Below are 17,438 nucleotides of genomic sequence, written 5' to 3'. Positions count from 1 at the left end.
GTGGGCCAAGCCAAACCGAGCAGAGCGAGCGCGACGAGCGCGAGCCGCCATAGCGTTCCACCGCCGGCTTTGCCTAGCCTACCGCACCTCATCGCCTGACCCCTCCGGCCATCCAGCGCTCCAGCACGTCGGCGGCGGCCTCGAAATCGAAGATCGCCGGAATACGCTCGCCCGGATCACCGTAGCGGTAGTAGAAGTCCGCAACCCCGGCCCTGCCCGCACACCAGCGGACGTAGCGGCACCAGACGTTCATGACCGCCTCGCGGTGCGAGTTCTCGAACAAGGCGCGCAGGCAGCCGAGATCGTGCGAGGCGTCCTCGATCAGCAGAAAATCGAGGAAGCGGTCACCCTCGCTGAAGCGCGCGACCGCCTCATCGCTCAGGATCTCTTCGCCTTCGGTATCCCTCTGGTGGGCCTTGATCATTCGCGCGATCCTGTCGAGCGCCCGCGACTCCTCTACCGGCGGGCGCAGCAGGCCGCCGGGCGTCCAGACTCTCGACGGCTCCCGCGGCTCCACGTCGGCGAGGCCTTCGGCGAGGCGTGGCATTAGGACCGCCGGATAGAGCTCGAATGGATCCGCGCTCTCGGTCTCGTGATCCATTTTCAGGACCTCATCGACGGCGGGCGCCGCTTGCGGCGACAGAACCGCGAGACGTTCGCCGTCGGAGGGAAACATGCTCCAGAGCACGTCCTGAAGGGTCGCGGCCAGCGTGAACGCGCACCGAGCCCGATCCGCTCCGACGGAATCGCCGACGCGCAGGCGCAGCAGAATCTGCACCGCCTGGCGCATGTCTGTCCGCACGGTCTCTTCCTGCCATTTGGGCGCGTGCCCGGCCGTGAAGGGTCGCGCCAACTCGGCCATTTCGTGGAACCCGACCGTGAAGCGGGTGACTGGGCCACGCAGCAGAAGGACGAGACTTTGCATCGGGGCGGTTGCGGCCGAGACCCGCTCGCCCAGCAGGACAAGCTCCTTGGCGAGCATATTCGGGTCGTACAGGCGAGAGAAGCGATAGCGCGGCCGATTGAGGGTGTGCAGATTCGCGATGGAGCTGCCGATCTCCGCCGTCGCTACTTTGACCTCTCCCTCGTCCGTATCGACGCGTTTGATCGTGACGAAGCTGCCGCGCAGTAGGATCAGCGAGCTTTCGATATAGGTCAGGCCGTTGTCGTTGCGGTCGAGGTAAGACCGATAGGGATCGGAGCGGCCGTCGCGCCGCAGATCGAGCATGTAGGTCGGATCGAGCCGAAGCTCGTGCGCCGCCCGGAAGATCAACTGCCGCTCGTGACCGGCGCTCGTCTCGACTCGGATTTCCGGTACGTAGCCGAGCTGTGCGCCCAGCAGCTCCGTCAATCCCCGGCGCGTCGTATCGGCCCAGGTATCGTGCTGAAGACGCTCACCGACGTCCGAATCCTCGAAGCAGCGCGTGAGGGCGCGCTCGGATACGCATCCGTTCGGCGCTTTGAGAATCTCGTCGGCCAGCGCGAGGGCAAGCTCGGCCGGGCCGCCGCGCGGGCTCGAGGCAATGGGCAGTAGGCTCTCTCGCCCGCCATCCTCTTGCAACTCGTTGCAGAAGAAATCGCGCAAGGGGTAATCGTGGGCGACGATGTGAACGAGCACGCCGGGGTTGTTCATGAAGTTCACGGACCGGCTCATCGCCTCTACGAGGTTGGCGAGATCCTCGATCACCACGACGCGATGCTCACGTCTGGGAAACGAGACTTTGCCAGCTTCGAAGTCTCGCATCTCATCCGGGCCGATTCCGACGAGGGGCGCGCGGACCTGGCTCGGCACGGTTCCGAGCCAGAGCTTGCTGTCGATGCGACCAGCGAGGTCGTAGAAGGTCGCAGCAATGCCGCGCTTCCAAGCGCGCGCCAGTATCAGCGGCGCGAGTTCCACCGCCGTGTCCGGGAGAGGCCTACCCAGATCCCGCTCGAAGAGCGCCTTGAGTGCCTCGGCGTCGTTGCGCCATACGAGCTGGAAGCGGCGTGCGGCGTCCTGGCCGATCAAGCTGATTGGCCGAACCGTCTCGACGCTGAGCGGAGCCAAAACCGCGAGAAGCTGCGGTCTGAGGCCGGCACGGGGCGCACTCTGCGCCACGGTTAGGAGGGCGCGCCCCTCAAGCAGCCGGGACAGGCGGATCAGGCGAAGCCGCAGCAACGTCGTGTCAAGCCGGTGCAGGTCGATCACGATCAGGAGGCCGAAGCGCCGTCGCGCCTCCTCCAGCGAAGCCTCCCGGCTCGACAGAATGTCCGCCTCCAGGCGCTGGAGCGAGCTGACGACGATGTCGTAGCGCCCGCTCGGCTGCTCGTTTCCCAGGAAGAGCCGCTGCGTCGGCCCACCCTCGAAAGCCTGCAGCGCCCGACCGATCGCGGTCCCGATGCGGTCGAACGATGACTCCGGCGCGATCACCAGAGTGGTGGTACCGCGGTCCTGGGCCGACAGGATCAGTTCGGCCAGCACAAGGAAGTGAAGGTAGTTCGCTTCCTCGCCGATCAGCAGGGCGAGCCTCTCCGAGTTGCCCGACGCGGCGCCATGCGTACCGCCCCAGATCCCGCTGAGCTTGCGCCCAAGCGCGGCGCCCAACGCCGCGCTGCCCGCTAGGTTCTCCCGCTTGGCGACGCGCGCGATCCGTTCCGCCGTCTCGTCGACATCCGTGCGGCCGGCTTGGAGGCCTTCCGCCGGACTAGCCTTGGCCAGCAGCAGATGTGCGCGGAAGTCGGCCGTGTAGCTCTCGTACAAGGCCTCGAGGTCGGGCTCATCTGCCTCGGCTCCGGCTCCGCGCGTCGCCTTCTGCGACGGTCGCACGCTCTCAGCCGGTTGTGTGGCCGCCCACAGCAATCCAAAGATCAGACAAGGCGCAACCCAGAGTGCCCGTCTGGAGGCAGCGATGCCGTCCCTGACAAATTGCTGCTCGACATCTGCGCAGATCCAGCCGACGAGAACGAGTCCCGCCGCCGCGCTCGTGCCGACTAGGATAAGATAGACATGCGCAAGCGGCGGCCTGTGCAGGAACCATCCCGCAATGATGGCGGCCGCATTCGCGTCCTCGACAAGCTGCGCCCCGGTTGTTTCCCGCGCGTGGCCGATCAGCGATACGATTTTCCGCACGATCAAGGCAGCGGCCAAGGTGGCCGGGAGCATCAGGAACCCGAGACTGAGGTTGAGCAGGACCGAGCCGAGCGGTTGACCCGGCTCGGCGAAGCCAGGCGGCAGGTATAGAACGCGCTCGATCCAGGGCGCAGTGAGCCGCATGAGATCGACCAGAGACGGGATCGGACCCTCACCTGCGGGCTCGAACAGCATCATTCCCTGCAAGGAGGTAGCGATGCAGAAGAGGAGGGCGGCGGCTCCAATGGCTGTGAACCGCCCTCGCCAAGCGCGGCCGAGCAGCCAAGCGACGGAGAGCAGGCCGATCTGCCCGACGAGCGCCACGGCGAGGCAGACCCAGAACAGGGAACCTGTCAAAGCCGCAACGATCGCATTCGGGACGTCGTCAAAGCTCATGATCGTACGTTCGGCGGGGTCGTTGCTGGCGGGTGAGCGTCGTCGGCAAAGGCTACATTCTCGATCCGCACGACCCCGCGGAAGGTTAAGGTGCTCTGGAAACGGAGCGGGCTGCGGCCGGCGTCAAATTCGAGGTCGTGTAGAGCCGTGGCCGGAGGCTTTTCGTCCCACAAAATCGTCTTGAACGCGTCTTCCTGGGGCAGCGTCCTGAGCTTCTCCTTTGCCGTGGCGACGAACTCGTCCTTGGCGTCGGACGGTGGCGCTTCTCTTTCAAGCGCATCGAAGACGCGCTGCATCTCTGCGCTGATGCGGCCGATCTCCTCCGCGCGCCGCGTCATCAGGGTCAGGAACGGCAGGCATTGTCCCGCGAGCCGTGCCGTCGCGACGTGTCGCAGTCCGAGCTTGGCGATCTCGTCGATATCCTCGGCGGCGGCGCGCTGAGCCGTACGGACGCCGACGATCGCATCGATTCGATGTCGCTCGGCCCGTCGCCAACGACCCAGCACGATCACCCAGCCGACGAGCCAGACGGCCGCCGCAACGATCAGCGGCGCGACCGTCCAACGATTCGCATCGTGCGCGAAGAGGATCGGCATCTGGAACAGCACGAAGGAGGCCGCCATCGCGCCGGTGGCCACAAGCATGACCTCAAGGGGGAGCCAAGCCGACAGCGCCGAGCGCAAGTTATCGAATGGCCCGTCGAGCTTGTGGTCGGGAATCGCCTTCGCCCCGACGCGTGCGCTCGTGTGGGCATCACGGGATCGATGGGCGTCCTGGGTCAGCGCATCGAACTTCTGCGACAGATAATCGCAACCGCGTTCGAGATGCCGTTTGACTTGGCCGGACACTCCAAAGCTCGGATCGAAGGCAGCACCTCGCAACTCCTCAAGTTGGCCAGCGTTCTCACGGGCGTTCTCGTCGAGGGATCGGCGCTCGCGGGCGAGATTGGCGTCGCGCGCGTCATACAATGTTGCGAGTTCGCCCTTCGCGCGTACGAAGGCCCTTTCGCCGCCGTCGAGATTCCGGACCTCCGCCCAGTGCTCGGATGCCGGCTCCACCGTGCCGGCATCGAGCGCCGAGGTATCGCCGGCCTTCTTCGAGCCGGGGGTCGGCGTAGCCGTGAAGCCGACGATCCGTCCCGGTTGCGACGTCTCGAGCCGTTCGAGCAACCGCGTCACGATCGGCCCCACTCTGTCGGCGGCCGGATCCTCGACCGTCGAACCCGCCGTATCCATCGTCGAGCGGATCAGGCGGGCGAGCCGGGCTCGGGTGTCCTGGGAGGGGTTGGCCGCGACTCGCGCTGGCCGCAACAGGAAGACACGGCCGTCGCGGTTGTTCGGCATCGCACGCAGAAGGGCGCGCGCCGCATCCTCGTCTCGGGCGAGATCAATCAGGATCCGCAGCGCCGTGAAAGCGTCGCCGGCGCGGCGGTTGCCGCCACGCGCGGACGACAGGTACACTGCGGTCTCGAAGAGCCGGGCCGGCGAACCAGCGGCTGGCGGCGCCACCACGTCGAAGGCGACGCGTCTGTCCCGTTCGGACTCGGCGCCGTGGAAGGCGGCGATCCAGAGCACTTTCGAGCGTAGCGACGGATCGGCCTCGACCATCGGCCGCGAGAGGCGCTCTACCGCCGCGACCGCGATCTTCACAGCCTTCGCTCCGGCTTGCACGCCCGCGCCGGTCCCCCGGTCGGCACCGGAATCAGGCGAGAGGCTTTCGGGACGGTCGAAAACCATCAGGACAACCAAGCGCTCGTTGGCGGCCTCCTCGACCTGCTCGATACGGTCGAGCAGTTCGTCGACGAAACGGCGCGGATGCTGGGCGAAGGGCTTGGGCCACTGTCCCCAGATCAACGTCTCCTCGCTCTCGGCCATCGTTACGTCCCAGAACGCGACGCGCGCCTCTGCCGCGTAGAGGTCGAGTGCGTCGTTGCGCACAGCCTGGACGAAGTTCGGCCATCGGCTGCAATTGACGACGATCACACTCGTCGGGCGCGCCGCCGCCCTGGACGCAACGGCCGGCCCCTGGCCGGCCGTCATACTGCGGAACCGAGCGCTGCGCGGGAGTCCTCGACCGCGCGGTCGAAGACCCGCCCGATCGACCCGAGCGTTTCCTGGCGGATACCATCCCGGCGAAGGGCCTCGAAGGCGCCAGCGCGCGCCGCCTTGACCGCCTGATTATGCTGGGCCTGCCTGCCGGGCGCAGCGAAGTCGCGAGCCGTAACGTCGACCAAGTCCGCCAGCGCCGCGATCCAGCCAGCGAGAAGGGCACGCGTGCGCGCTTCGCGCCGCGCCTCGTCGTCGCGCGGGACTGACAGGCGTAGGATATCCGCCACGAGAGCCGGATCGGAGAGCGCATTGAACGGGTCTGGATCGACGCTCTCGCCGAGTCCGAGACGCTGAGTTGTCTCCTTCCAGAAGCGCTCGGTCGCGCGCACGAGTTCGGAATGCGCGAGGAAGGAGCCCGTCACCTCCCACCAGTCATGGCTGGCGACGAGGTCGGCGGAGGAGCCCAACGCGCCGACGCGGCCGAGCGTCGAGAACCCGGCGACCTTCTGGCCGTAATGGGTGTCGAAGGTGATCAGGCCGAGGCCAAGCGCAATCGCCAGCGCGCGGTAAGTGTCGTTGCGTTGCGCCCGCGAAAGCTCCGGCGAGATCTCCGGCAGCATGCCCGGGCGGTGCCACGCGGCGTCGAGATGCGGGGTGATGTGCGGCGACTTCGCGCGCGGATTGAGATCCTCCTCGATCAGGCCGTCGATCATGTGGGCATAGGCTTCGTAGTAGCGCCCCGGCGCGGGCGCGGTCACGGAGCGCGGCGCCTGCTCTCCGGCCTGGACCTTCGTGAGGTGGACGAGCTCGAGCAACACTTTGCTGTTGAAGCACATCAGTTGCTTGGGCGAGAACGCCTCCGCGACGAGCGGCTGCTCACCCTGATTGAAGGTGAACAGCGTTTCGAACTCGCGGTCGTCGGCGATGTCGCGGCGCACGTCTGAGTGCACGGCCCAATACATCGAGCGCTGGCCATGCCCCTGGTCGGTGAGCGTCAGAAACGGATCCGATTGCGACGAAACGAGATCGACGAGCGCGCGCAGGCGGGCTTTCCAGTCTTGCCGCATGCGCTGGCTGTCGCGCTTGATCGCCTCGACGATACCGATGTCGTATTGGCTGCGGAAATCGCGCTCCACGGCCGAGCGCGAGAAATCCTCGACGATCGCCCTCACGAAGACGCTGCCGAGCGCGCCGAAATCCGTGCTGACGCGGAGCCGGCGATCGTTGCGGTACTGACGGTAGACGTCCCGCCCGAGCGTCTTGTTAGCCGCCTCGGCAAGGTGCAGCCCGCCCGAGGCCGTGCGCAGGTCCGCCCAGACGGCCGCCTTCGCCTCGCGGTCCGCATTGACGAAGACACTGCCGTTCGTGGCGCGCATCTCGGCGCCGTGCCGCCCTTCCAGCAGGTCGGCCTCCTGGCTGAGCCGCTCGAAGATCGCCCGTAATTCGAGAAACAGCCCAGCGTAGTGCCGTTCGAGCCCCACGATCTCGTCCGCGAGCAGGTCGAGCACTTTGGCGCGGATCTCCTCCTCGGCGAACGCGCGCAAGGCCTGAAGCGAGGTGTTGAAATAGGCGGCGTAGGTGTCGCGGAAATCCTCAGGGGAGCCCTTGACCCAGCGCGACAGCAGCCCGCGCTCGGCGACCTCGCGGGCGGTCTCGATCGTCCTGGGCGAACGGCGGTCGGGTGGGTCGGCTGCCCGTTCGGTGTCGAACACGTTCGATTGCGCGTAGAGGAGCCGGCGCTTGGCGCGCGGGTCGAGCTTGCTTCGGCGCTCGGCGACCCGGCGCGCCAGCGCATAGAGGAAGGCGCGCACCTCGATGAGATGGGGACCGTCCTTGATCAGGTAGCTCTGGAGATGGAACGGCCGCCACTCGCCTTCGGAGAGATCGTCGGCAGTGAGCAGAATGTTGACAAAATCGTCTTCCGGGGCCACCGGCAGCGCCGTGTCGATGCTGCGCAGATCGTCGTCTAGCGCCGCCTCCAGACGCCGGACCATATCGGTCATCGTGGTCTGACTGCGAAGCTGGCTCGAATCGATCATCTCGCGATTGCGCACGCGGCGGAGGTTCTCGCGCGACCAGAACCGCGCGACGACCTCGCCGAGGATCGCGTCGAGATAAGTCTCGTAGCGCGGCTCGACCTTCTCGACATACGTCCTCTCGTCGCGAATGACGGGATGCAGCCGCGCATCGATCTCCGCAAAGAACGGCAGCCTGTCCTTCTTGGCGAACTGGTCGAGATCCTCTAGGAACACCTGCCCTTGGTCGGGGCGGCGGGCGGCGACGTTGCCAGCGGCACGCTGCTCCTCGTAGCGGCGCTGGCGCTCGAAGAAGCTCCGGTCGAGGCGCAGCCAGTCGCCGGCAAGGTTCTCGTTCGCGAGCTTAAGGGTCAGGTAGTCGGCAACCTCGGCGGCGGGGTACTCGATCGTACTGACGCCAACGCCCGAATAGATGTTGGTTGTGTCCTGCGAGGCGGCGCGCGACACGGCCCTGGCGTCGTTAACGCTCACGCTCGCGACCTTCTGGCCGATCGGCGTGAACATCAGGACGTAGATCGCTCGAGCCGCCATCTCGAGATAGTTGTCGAGGTTGCGCCCGAGATTGCCGCCCCGGATGTTCTCGTAGTCCATCAGCGACACGCTGGCGAACGGGAACTGCCCGCGACCGACCGTGGCGCCGGGAGCGTACTCGAAGTGCAGGTCGGTTGCGCCAATGCGCTCGCCAGCGAACAGGTTGACTGCGTTCAGCTCCTTGAGCGCGGCGTAGGCATTGGCATGCACGTTGTCGATCTGCCCCGACTGCATGGAGCCGCTGCGCACGAACACGTCCGGCAGCAGGAAGAGGCCGCGCAGCTCGGCGGCGATCGACCGTTCGCGGCAGAGCGCGGCAAGCAGCAGCGCGACCGGCAAGAACAGCCCAGAGCCCGTGGCGCCGGCCAGCGAGCCGACCATCATCACGTTGAGCGCCCCGCCAAACACGGTGCGGCTGTTGAGCGCTGCGATCCGGCCAATCGCGTCGCCCAGCGGCTGCTGCACCGCCCGCCGCTTAAGCGCATGCGTCAGGGCGAGCCGGGTCAGAAGCCGGATCTGGGCAGCCCCGTCGAGCAGCGTCATGTTGAGGATTTCGTGCGGCAGCTTGCGCCGCGAACCGAACCAGTCGGGCTCGATCTCCGGATTCTTGTCGAGCAACTGCGCGACCCGGTCGGTGGTCGAGACCTGAATCCACTGCCGGCTCTCCAGCGCGGAAAGGCCGCGCAGGTCGTTCTCGTCCGTGTCGATCGCAACGACGTCGAGCCGGTCGCGCAGCCAGGCCCGTTCGGCTAGCGCGCGCGCGAAAATCCGCTCGGCGATCTTGATGCCGGTGCCACCGACACCGACGAGGAGCGTCGGACGGAACTGTTCCTTGAGGTCGTTCGCTGACACTTTCGTTCTCCGTACAAGATGTTTATTGTTAAAGTAAAATATTATCCGGAGGGTTTATTCCCAAAACTATCTTGACCCTACAAAGATAATCCGAAGCAAAGAACTCAGTGCCTTGAAAGGAGAGTTCTTGTTCTGATATAACAAAAGTAAAAAAATTGCTATAGCCGCATAAAAGTATATAATACAGCTTCGCAATATAGATATTAATTCGATCTCGAATACTTCCCTATTAGTTTTTTCTGGATATCTTGATTTTGCCTCTAATATACTCGAAACTTGCCGCTGGATATCAGACAAGTCCGGGCGACAACTGGGATCATTCAAGCCAGAACATATATCATTTTTTTCAAGACGTGCCACAGCATCGCCAATTTTTCCAATTTTGCGCAATTCATCTCCTGCCGACTGGTTCACATTCGAAATTGTCTCAATGAGACTAGACATAGTCGCAACATATTCTAGCATAATTTCTGGATTTGATATAAGTTTGACATTTTTATCTGTTTTCATATGAAACTCTAAGGCATCCATAATATATTTACAGGTCAATCGACCATTGAAATTACCTACAAATACAAGACGATCCTGAATAGCTGCCGCTGGACCATCTTCCACATTAGCGACATCTTTATTGCGGATGTTCTCTGAGCAATACTTGAATTCTTCGGCCAGATCGCTACTAATAATACCTATACGAAGAGAGCCTATAGCAGGCCTTGATGAAACAATCCAGTACTCGATCATATCTCTGTTTTTCTTGTAGATTGATTTCGTGTAAATATTTATTGCAGCATTGTGTTCTTGAGCCAGGGCCGTGTCGTCCGAATGTACGCATTTCAGCGAGTGCCGCTCTGGGCATCCGCTCAAAACAGTCTTTTTGAAAAGTCTTGATTGATCTTCTGATTTGAGTGCACTATCGAGCGATGGAGAATAAATCCATGCCAATAATAGCGGTAAAAAATAATAAATAGCCAAGAGAGCCAACGCGGTCACTGCAGTCAAAAAGATTTTTTTCTTAGAGACCGACTCTTGTTCTAAATCGTTATTTTGCGCCATTCCCTTTTCCCCAAAAACGGATCATAAATTTATCGCGCTAATGCCCAAGGCTTGTCGTCTGCTGAAAGGCACTTAAGCCTGCTCTTCGGCCTGAGTTCAAGGGCCAAAAGTCACTTGCATGAGATTTTGGCGTTTAGATATGGTGTGGGTGAAGTCGGGGGGGATCTCATCCCTTTTCGGAGTTCCAATGAAAGCGCTTTTCGAGACAATTATGGTGCTAGCTTTCTGGTTTGTTGGTTCTTCAGCTAGCGCCTATGCGCAATCAACCTCAAAAATTTTCTTAAATGATGCAGATAGAGCGCGGTACAACGAGAATGTGGTTGGGCTTGTTACCGGCTCACCCGGCGGCAAATACATGCCACTCGGCGCGGACATGGCGCGGGTCTTCGACGAGCGCGGCCGGCGCGGGCTGCGCATCGTCGTCTCAGTCGGCTACGGGTCCGTTCAGAACATCGACGACCTCCTCAACCTCAAGGGCATCGACCTCGCCATCGTGCAGGCGGACGTACTCGACGCCTTCCGCCGTGACCCGTCGACCTACGAGCAACTGCGCCGGAAGATGCGCTACCTGACACGCCTTCACCGCGAGGAGATTCACATCCTGGCGCGCGGCAGGGTGCCGAACCTGGCAGCGCTCGACAGGAAACGGATTTCGGTCGGGCTGCCGGGCTCCGGCACGCGGATCACCGCGCGCTTGCTCTTCGAACGGATTGGGATCAAGCCGATCGAGAGCGAGACCGGGCCTGACGAGGCGCGCGCCCAGCTGATCGCGGGCGAGATCGACGCCATGGTGTTTGTGGTCGGTCGCGGTGCCGCTCAATTCAAAAGCATCAGCGGCGCACAGAGCATGGAGGCCCACCTCAATTTCGTCCCTTTCGGGTCGGGCGAGGCCGACGCGGCGCCCTACGAAGCCTCGGTGCTTTCCTCCGAGGACTATCCCTCGCTGATCGCTCCCGGAAGCAGCGTGGCGGTCGGCGCGGTCCCCTCGGTGCTCGCGGTGTTCGCCTGGGAGCCGAATCAGCCGCGCTACAAGCCCGTCCGCCAGTTCGCGGAGCATCTGTTTGGCCGCATCGGCGACTTGGTCCGACGGCCGGGTACCGAACGAGGATTGTGGTGCCAGGTCGATCTCGCCGCTCCCGTCGCCGGCTGGGAACGATTCTCCGTGGCCACCGAGTGGCTCGCCCGGAACCGAGAAAGGCCGACCCGCGTCTGCGACGAGACGGCGGACCGTGACCGGGCGTGCTACGAGGCGTTCCTGCGCGATCCCGCTCCGGGAATCCGGATCGAGGATCCGACCTCGCCGGTTGCCGCGACGCTCTACGCTTCATGGCGCAAAGGACATGCCGAGTGCCCGCCCAGCCTGCTGCCATGACGAGCGGGTCCATTACGCGCGCGGCCAGGAGGCGTGCCTGGTCCAGGTCGGCCCTCGCCATGCTGATGGCCAGCGCCCTCCTGTTGCTGCCGCCCCGTGCCGAGGCGCAGGCCGTGCTCGTCGTGCTCGCGGAGCGCGGGACCTATTCTGGGGATGGCGTCCGGCACCTGGAAGACTTGGTCGCGGCCTATCCGCCTCGCCAGAGGCTCATCCTCTGCTCAATCGAGGACCGTTTCTGCGACCTGATGCGCGATGATGACCGCGTGCCTCTGAAGCTCGACGGAATGTCGCCCGAGGAGCGGCGCAGCGTCGCCCGCGACGCCGTCACCAACTTTGCGGAGGGACGCGTTCAGGGATCCCGCCCGCCAGCGGGGTGGATGCTGGGCGCGACGCCCAACCTCTACAGCCTTCAGGAAGCGTTCTCCAAGCTCGACGGTATCCTCGCTAGGTACAGGAACGAGACCGGAAACAGGAGACGAGGCCCGGACACGCAGGATAACGACATCCGAGTCCTTGTCGTGGCCACGGATTTCAAGCTCACGCCCGGAGATTCCGAGACGGTCAGAAATGTCGTGGTCGAGGAAGGCTGTTTCGGCCTCGAGGGCAAGGAGGCCATCCGCACGACGCGTCCACCCGCGAACGCCGAGGTCACGCTCCATCTCGTCGTGCCCGGCGGCGGCCTGGCACCTGCCAAGGGGTTCCCGCCGCAGGCCGCGGCGACCATCGCGCGCGTGCTCGGCAACGGGCAGTCCGGCGTCAATCCGTTCACCATCGTCCAGTCGGCCGCGACCTGCCCGGTTCCGCCCATCACCGTGCCGGCGACCCTGATCGCTGCCGGGAGCACCTGCCCGAACCGACTGAGGAGCGTCGGCGGACCGCCGCCGCCGGACCTCGCCTGCGTTGCCGTTAAGACAGGCGCCAAACAACCCGGGCCGCCATACCCTTCCCAATCGCCGCCATCCGTGGTCACGGCACCCCAGACCCACGCCGGTCTGGGTGTCGGCGTCAACCCCGTCGGCACGACGCCCGGGGCGTCCCCGCCTGGCGTTCCGACAACGCCTTCGGGTGCGGCACCGCAGAACCCAACGGGCCAAGCAACCGGACGCCAATCGAATGTTGTGGCTCCAAGCCAATCTTCCGGGCCAAGTCAACCGACCCGATCCGGCCCTCAACAGGGCGCCGCCGCTTCGACGGCTCCATCGCCGCTCCCCGGGCAGCCGTCGGAACCCAGAGCCCAGATCGAGCCCGAAGCGTTCCCGAAACAACTTGTCCCGGCACCTGGGCAACAGCCCGGCCCAGGTGCGCTGTCAGGTCCCGTGTCCCCGGTGGGGGTCGCGAATTCAGATCTCCCCCGTGCGGAAGGGGTCGTGCCTTTCGCCTTGGCAGCGACCACTGCCCTGCGGCCGGCTGCGAGATCGTCCCTATCCACCGGGATCGGCATGATCTTGTCCGGCGCAAGCGGCCTCAAGGCCACGCTGATGGCGTTCGGGCCGGACTATGTCGGCAGGCCCGACATCAATGCGCCCGACGTGGCGGTGAGGGCCTCCTCGCCAGCGCAGCTCGATCTCGCATCGCCGCCTGCGAAGGGGCGGTGGCGGATTTTCGTCGCGGTCGCGGCCCTTGACGCTGCCTGTACCGGCGGCTTGAATCTCGCCGGCACTTTGTCGATCGATCTTCCGGGTGTGAAGCGGACTGCCGCCTTCCGGGCACAGGCCGATACCTGTCCGGCCGGAACCGATCGAATCCTGCTCGAACTTGCCGAAGTCACGGTGCTTTGATGCCAGCGACGATCCTGCGCCCGCTCCTGCTGTTCGCCCTGCTCCTTTGGTGTGCGGTCGCCCCGGCGCAGCAGCCTCGGGCGGGCGCTCAGCCGCGCCCGATTATCCTGGTCCTCGATGCATCGGGCAGCATGTGGAAGCGCTATCTCGACCGCGGCCCGCGCCGCGGCGAATTCGCCGCGGCAGTCGTGGACACGCTGACTCAGTCGCTGCGCAGTCAGGCGAGCGGCAACGAGCCGGTTACAACGGCTCAGCTCGGTCTGGTACGGTTCGGCTACCAGTTCTACCAGCGGGACCAGAAGATCAGCAATGAGGACAAGTGCAAGGACGTCGAGCACATCCGGCCGGCACGGATCGATGACAGGCAGATCGATGCCGTGGCACGCGCATCGGGCGTCAAACAGGAGATGGACGATCAGGGACGAGGCTGGAACCCGAAAGGCCATACGCCGGTGACTGCGGCGATCCTGCAAGCGGCGCAGGATGCGCCCGCACAGGGAGCGGATCTCGTCATCGTCACCGACATCATCGAGGGAGAGAAGATCTGCGATCCCGATCCGTGCCCCGGCGGCAGCCTCGATCCGGTTTTCCGAGAGAAGGACGGGGACTTCGTTCGGAAAAAAATACGCGTCCGTTTCGTTATCACTTCCGGCCTCGAGGAGCAGGACGTGCAGCGGGCCGACGAGTTGGCCAAATGCTTCGACGCGCAACTCCGTACGCCGCAATCGATCACCGAAGCCCGCAAGATCGGCACGCAAATCGGGCAGATGCTCCTGCCGGTTCTCCCGACGCTCGACGTTGACCTACGTTTCGCCCGGACGCCCGGAAAGTCCGTGACGTTGCCAAGCGGCTTCCGCATGGCCGATCTTGGACTCACGCTCGAAACGTTGCGCAACGGCGATCGGGGGCCCTGGTTCAAGCTCGATGCGGATCGAGTCACCATCCGCGCCACGGAAGGCGATTACGACGGTCATCTGTTCAGCGACATCGTCACGCCGCCCAAGTTGGTGAAAAAGAAGATCCCGGTCCGGGTCGCGATGAATGGAAATGCCCCGCTCGCGATCGAGCTTGATCCTGCAACCCTGGTCGCAAGAGCACAGTATGCGTCGGGCAGACCGATCACCGCGCAGATCGACTGGACCTTGAGCTTGGTTCCCCCGGCATCGTCAGGCACGCCGGGGGCTGGCAAGACTCTGTCGTTCTATTCGACCAACTCGAAATTCGAGCGCAATCTGCCGCCGGGCCGCTACGTCGTCACAGCCACGCTCGCCGGTCAGACGCAGCGCCGCGATGTGGATCTCTGGTTCGGTGAAAGCAATGACAACACCCTGTTCACGTTCAAGATGGAACCGCGGAACGGGACGTTGGCCCTACAGGTCCGTTATCCCGACGGTCTCTCCGACTCACAGATCACCGCCGCGGTGGTATTCGGACTCGCGCCGCTCGATCCGGCCGGGCCGGAGATTCCAGCCGCGAGTGGCACCCGGCAGCGCGTACCGGAAGGCCGCTACCGCGTGACTCCGCGGCTGATCAGTACCGACAGCGCTGAGCCGAAGAATCTGCCGGTGATCGAGGCCGAGGTCGTTGCCGACGAGGCCACAGAAGTCACCGCCACCTTGCCGGTGGCGGTCATGCACGTGGAACTGGAGGACGAGAACAAAGCTCCGATCCGCGACGAGAACACGCGCTTCGACATCGCGCGGGAACACGCGGGCAGCACCGAGGACGCGGAAACGACCTATCTCGGGCCTCGTCTCGTTCAGGTTCTCAGTCCGGGCCGCTATCGCATCAGAGTCTCCACGGGGCGCGGAGAAAAGACGGAGACGGTGAATCTGTCCGCAGGAAACCGGGACGTCAAAAAAATTACCATACCGTGAATGTCGTCATAGGCGATCGCGATGCCGCGCGTATCGAGTCCAGAGCGCATTGCTGCGAGGTTCTCAAGCATTCCAAGCAGGCCTCGGGAAGTGTCCCGCGTTTCTCTGACTGTGTTTCGGCGTGCAACTTTGGGTCTGGCGCACTCTCGATACAGTTGCGTCACCCGGCGCCGATCAGCCGCGCTTCGAGCAGATCGAGCTTGGCCCGACCGTACATCTGCCGCTTCACGAGCTTGAGGCGGGTGATCTGCCCCTCGGTCTGGCCGTTCGACCACGGCTCGACCAGCGCCGCGGCGACAGCCGCCCTGTCTCTCGACAGGCCGTTGGCGAAGGACGCGAGGAGGCCGCGGGCAGCCGTGTCGATCCAGGTGTCGAGGTCCGGCGGTCTGCGCTCGCGGATCATGGTCTGGAAGCCGGACAGTAAGCGCTCGGTGGCGGCCGCCTTGTGCGGGTAGTGCTCTGCCCTGGATACAGGACCTGGCGTCGGATGGCGCTGTATCGGCCCTGTGTCTGGACCTATGACCAACTCTCACATCGTTGTCGCCGGCACGCGCCGAAGCTGGTCGCCCGAGCAGAAGCGGGCCATCCTGGCCGAGGCGGACGATCCCGCCACGACCGCCTCGGCGGTGGCGCGTCGACACGGCCTGCATTCCAGCCTGCTGTTCCGCTGGCGGCGCGCCGTGCTGGCCGAGCAGCAGGCCCGGACGGCCTCCGCCTCGCCGACCTTCGTCCCGCTCGCCCTGCCGCCTCCCGCCGCTGCGGCCACCGAGAGGCCGGCCGAGTCGGGCGTCGTCGAGATCGAGTTGGCCGGCGGCCATCGGTTGCGGGCCGAGGCCGGAGCGGACCTGGCGCTGCTGCAGGGCGTGATCGCGGCGCTGCTCCACCGATGATCCCGGTCCCGTCCGGCTCGCGCGTCTGGCTGGCCACCGGACACACCGACAGGCGCAAGGGCTTCGACGGGCTGGCCGCGTTGGTGCAGGACCATCTCTCCCGCGATCCGTTCTCGGGGCAGGCCTTCGTGTTCCGCGGGCGGCAGGGGCACCTGATCAAGGTGCTGTGGTGGGACGGCCAGGGCCTGTGCCTGTTCGCCAAACGCCTGGAGAAGGGCCGCTTCGTCTGGCCGGCCACTGCCGGGGCTGCGGCGGCGCTGACGCCGGCCCAGCTCGCCATGCTGCTGGAGGGCATCGACTGGCGCACGCCGCTGCGCACCGACCGGCCGAGGATCGCGGGCTGAGGCAGACTACCGAGGCGGCAGCGTCCGGGCGCATGGATGTGGCGAGCGCCTTCGGCACGGCCTAAGCTGTTGGCGTGGCTCTCGATCCTGCCCTGCTGCCCGACGACGTCGATGCGCTCAAGCGTCTGATCGTCGGCATGGCGCGCGAGGCGGTCCAGGCCGACACCCTGATCGAGAAGCTGCGCTTCGAACTCGCCCGGCTGGCCGAACGGCGCCTTGGCGTGCAACCGGGTCCCTTTGGGCTGCGCCCGCGCAGGCGGGTCATCTTGGTGGTGACGGACGTCTCGTCGAGGAAGACGAGGCGGTGACAGGCCGCTCGCATCAGCGGCTGGCGCTTGGTGCGCCACTCGTGGCGATCCTCAGGGATCGGTGCGCGCCCGCGTTCGGCGGCCATCAGGGCTTTTTTTATACGAGAAGCCGCGCTGGCAGAGGAAGCGGGACAGCATGGCCGGCGTCGCCGTCACGCCATGCTCGGCCACAAGCCGCTCGGCCAGTTCCGGCATGGTGATGTCGGGCGTGGCCTCCACCGCCGCGATCAGGAAGTCGGCCACCGGCTCCAGTTTGCCGCTGCCCTTGGGCCGCCCCTGGCGGGCAGGCGCCACCGAACCGGTTCGAGCGCGACGCCGCGCCAGCTTGATCGCGCAATTCGCACTGATCGCAAACTGCCGCGCCGCGGCCCGCCGCGAGCCGCCGTTCTCAACAAACCCGGTGATCCGCTCGCGAAGGTCCAGTGATTTGCAGCCACCCATGATCCACCTCCTTGTCGGAGGGAATCAGGGATGCCGCCACGCCGCAACCCGAGAGTCCGATTTTCAGGACGATGCTCTAGCACTACTTTGGCAGGTTGAGGGAACGCACCGGGTGTTCGCGGATTCGCACGCCATGTCGAAGGACGTGGGTGATTGCGATGTCGGATGCGGGCGGATGGCGCGACGATCTAGATCGATGGCTGCAGCCGTTCCTGGCTGACCTGTCGCATCCGTCACGGCGGGCGATGTGCCCACCCTACGTGGCCGGGCTTATCGGCCTGGGTGATCGTAAGAGCATCCAGCCGATGGCGGCTCGGGCCGATGGGGTCTCCTACGATCGGCTGCACCACTTCATCGCGGCCGGGATCTGGGATGAGGCGCCGTTGCAGCGGGCGCTGCT

At 64.8% G+C, this 17,438-nt stretch carries 12 protein-coding genes and 1 pseudogene; 7 read left to right on the top strand and 6 right to left on the bottom strand.

All coding sequences use genetic code 11. From position 1 onward, the window contains the following. Positions 1–88: 88 nt before the first annotated feature. The 4 genes from HNR00_RS15000 to HNR00_RS14985 all read right to left on the bottom strand — a co-directional run bounded on the left by HNR00_RS15000 (position 89) and on the right by HNR00_RS14985 (position 10,028). Positions 89–3,505, bottom strand: a complete 3,417-nt coding sequence (locus HNR00_RS15000; RefSeq protein ID WP_183570680.1) for a hypothetical protein — start codon at positions 3,503–3,505, stop codon at positions 89–91. Then, a complete protein-coding gene (locus tag HNR00_RS14995) occupies positions 3,502–5,544 on the bottom strand; it encodes a hypothetical protein (RefSeq protein WP_183570678.1) in 2,043 nt (680 codons plus the stop codon). Before HNR00_RS14995 ends, HNR00_RS15000 begins: the two co-directional genes overlap by 4 nt. Continuing rightward, the gene (locus tag HNR00_RS14990) at positions 5,541–8,972 is read right to left on the bottom strand and encodes a tubulin-like doman-containing protein (protein WP_183570676.1); all 3,432 of its coding nucleotides are present in this window, start codon (positions 8,970–8,972) and stop codon (positions 5,541–5,543) included. Before HNR00_RS14990 ends, HNR00_RS14995 begins: the two co-directional genes overlap by 4 nt. A 66-nt stretch (positions 8,973–9,038) precedes the next feature. Continuing rightward, entirely contained in the window at positions 9,039–10,028 is a 990-nt protein-coding gene (locus HNR00_RS14985) for a hypothetical protein (RefSeq protein ID WP_183570674.1), read from the bottom strand. A 187-nt stretch (positions 10,029–10,215) separates the two neighbouring features. Here HNR00_RS14985 and HNR00_RS14980 point away from each other — a divergent pair, with 187 nt between their 5' ends. From HNR00_RS14980 to HNR00_RS14970, 3 genes are read left to right on the top strand one after another with little or no spacing between them, the layout of a single operon-like run. Next, a complete protein-coding gene (locus tag HNR00_RS14980; protein ID WP_183570671.1) occupies positions 10,216–11,400 on the top strand; it encodes a TAXI family TRAP transporter solute-binding subunit in 1,185 nt (394 codons plus the stop codon). 59 nt (positions 11,401–11,459) lie between these two features. Continuing rightward, on the top strand, positions 11,460–13,178 hold the full coding sequence (locus HNR00_RS14975; RefSeq protein ID WP_183570669.1) for a hypothetical protein: 1,719 nt from the start codon (positions 11,460–11,462) through the stop codon (positions 13,176–13,178). Beyond that, a complete protein-coding gene (locus HNR00_RS14970) occupies positions 13,178–15,055 on the top strand; it encodes a vWA domain-containing protein (RefSeq protein ID WP_183570667.1) in 1,878 nt (625 codons plus the stop codon). The genes HNR00_RS14975 and HNR00_RS14970 overlap by 1 nt, the downstream gene beginning before the upstream one ends. 160 nt (positions 15,056–15,215) lie before the next feature. Here the strand turns inward: HNR00_RS14970 and HNR00_RS14965 are convergent. Further along, positions 15,216–15,479 (bottom strand): annotated as a pseudogene (locus HNR00_RS14965) (transposase); the annotation flags it as partial. Between the two features lie 94 nt (positions 15,480–15,573). On the opposite strand from HNR00_RS14965, the gene tnpA reads away from it, so the two are divergent. The 3 genes from tnpA (at position 15,574) to HNR00_RS14950 (ending at position 16,597) form a co-directional block, all read left to right on the top strand. After that, a complete protein-coding gene (gene tnpA / locus HNR00_RS14960) occupies positions 15,574–15,945 on the top strand; it encodes an IS66-like element accessory protein TnpA (protein ID WP_183570665.1) in 372 nt (123 codons plus the stop codon). Then, a complete protein-coding gene (gene tnpB / locus HNR00_RS14955) occupies positions 15,942–16,289 on the top strand; it encodes an IS66 family insertion sequence element accessory protein TnpB (protein ID WP_183570663.1) in 348 nt (115 codons plus the stop codon). Before tnpA ends, tnpB begins: the two co-directional genes overlap by 4 nt. A gap of 74 nt (positions 16,290–16,363) precedes the next feature. After that, positions 16,364–16,597 (top strand): hypothetical protein, encoded by a 234-nt coding sequence (locus HNR00_RS14950; protein ID WP_183570661.1) that lies wholly within the window; start codon positions 16,364–16,366, stop codon positions 16,595–16,597. Positions 16,598–16,648: 51 nt separating this feature from the next. Here the strand turns inward: HNR00_RS14950 and HNR00_RS14945 are convergent, their stop codons facing one another. Beyond that, positions 16,649–17,038 carry a transposase gene (locus HNR00_RS14945; protein ID WP_183570659.1) on the bottom strand — a complete coding sequence of 130 codons (390 nt, stop codon included), beginning with the start codon at positions 17,036–17,038 and terminating at the stop codon, positions 16,649–16,651. A 158-nt stretch (positions 17,039–17,196) separates the two neighbouring features. On the opposite strand from HNR00_RS14945, the gene HNR00_RS14940 reads away from it, so the two are divergent. Then, a partial coding sequence (locus tag HNR00_RS14940; RefSeq protein WP_183570657.1) for a transposase occupies positions 17,197–17,438 on the top strand: 242 nt, incomplete at its 3' end.

This window comes from Methylorubrum rhodinum (assembly GCF_014199935.1).
Taxonomy (GTDB): Bacteria; Pseudomonadota; Alphaproteobacteria; order Rhizobiales; family Beijerinckiaceae; genus Methylobacterium; species Methylobacterium rhodinum.
This window is presented reverse-complemented; position numbering and strand designations above follow the sequence as displayed.

Bases quoted from the DNA above. Each gene is read 5' to 3' on its own strand.
- HNR00_RS15000 (WP_183570680.1), bottom strand. From the start codon at position 3,505: ATGAGCTTTGACGACGTCCCGAATGCGATCGTTGCGGCTTTGACAGGT.
- HNR00_RS14995 (WP_183570678.1), bottom strand. From the start codon at position 5,544: ATGACGGCCGGCCAGGGGCCGGCCGTTGCGTCCAGGGCGGCGGCGCGC.
- HNR00_RS14985 (WP_183570674.1), bottom strand. From the start codon at position 10,028: ATGGCGCAAAATAACGATTTAGAACAAGAGTCGGTCTCTAAGAAAAAA.
- HNR00_RS14980 (WP_183570671.1), top strand. From the start codon at position 10,216: ATGAAAGCGCTTTTCGAGACAATTATGGTGCTAGCTTTCTGGTTTGTT.
- HNR00_RS14975 (WP_183570669.1), top strand. From the start codon at position 11,460: ATGCTGATGGCCAGCGCCCTCCTGTTGCTGCCGCCCCGTGCCGAGGCG.
- HNR00_RS14970 (WP_183570667.1), top strand. From the start codon at position 13,178: ATGCCAGCGACGATCCTGCGCCCGCTCCTGCTGTTCGCCCTGCTCCTT.
- tnpA (WP_183570665.1), top strand. From the start codon at position 15,574: ATGACCAACTCTCACATCGTTGTCGCCGGCACGCGCCGAAGCTGGTCG.
- tnpB (WP_183570663.1), top strand. From the start codon at position 15,942: ATGATCCCGGTCCCGTCCGGCTCGCGCGTCTGGCTGGCCACCGGACAC.
- HNR00_RS14945 (WP_183570659.1), bottom strand. From the start codon at position 17,038: ATGGGTGGCTGCAAATCACTGGACCTTCGCGAGCGGATCACCGGGTTT.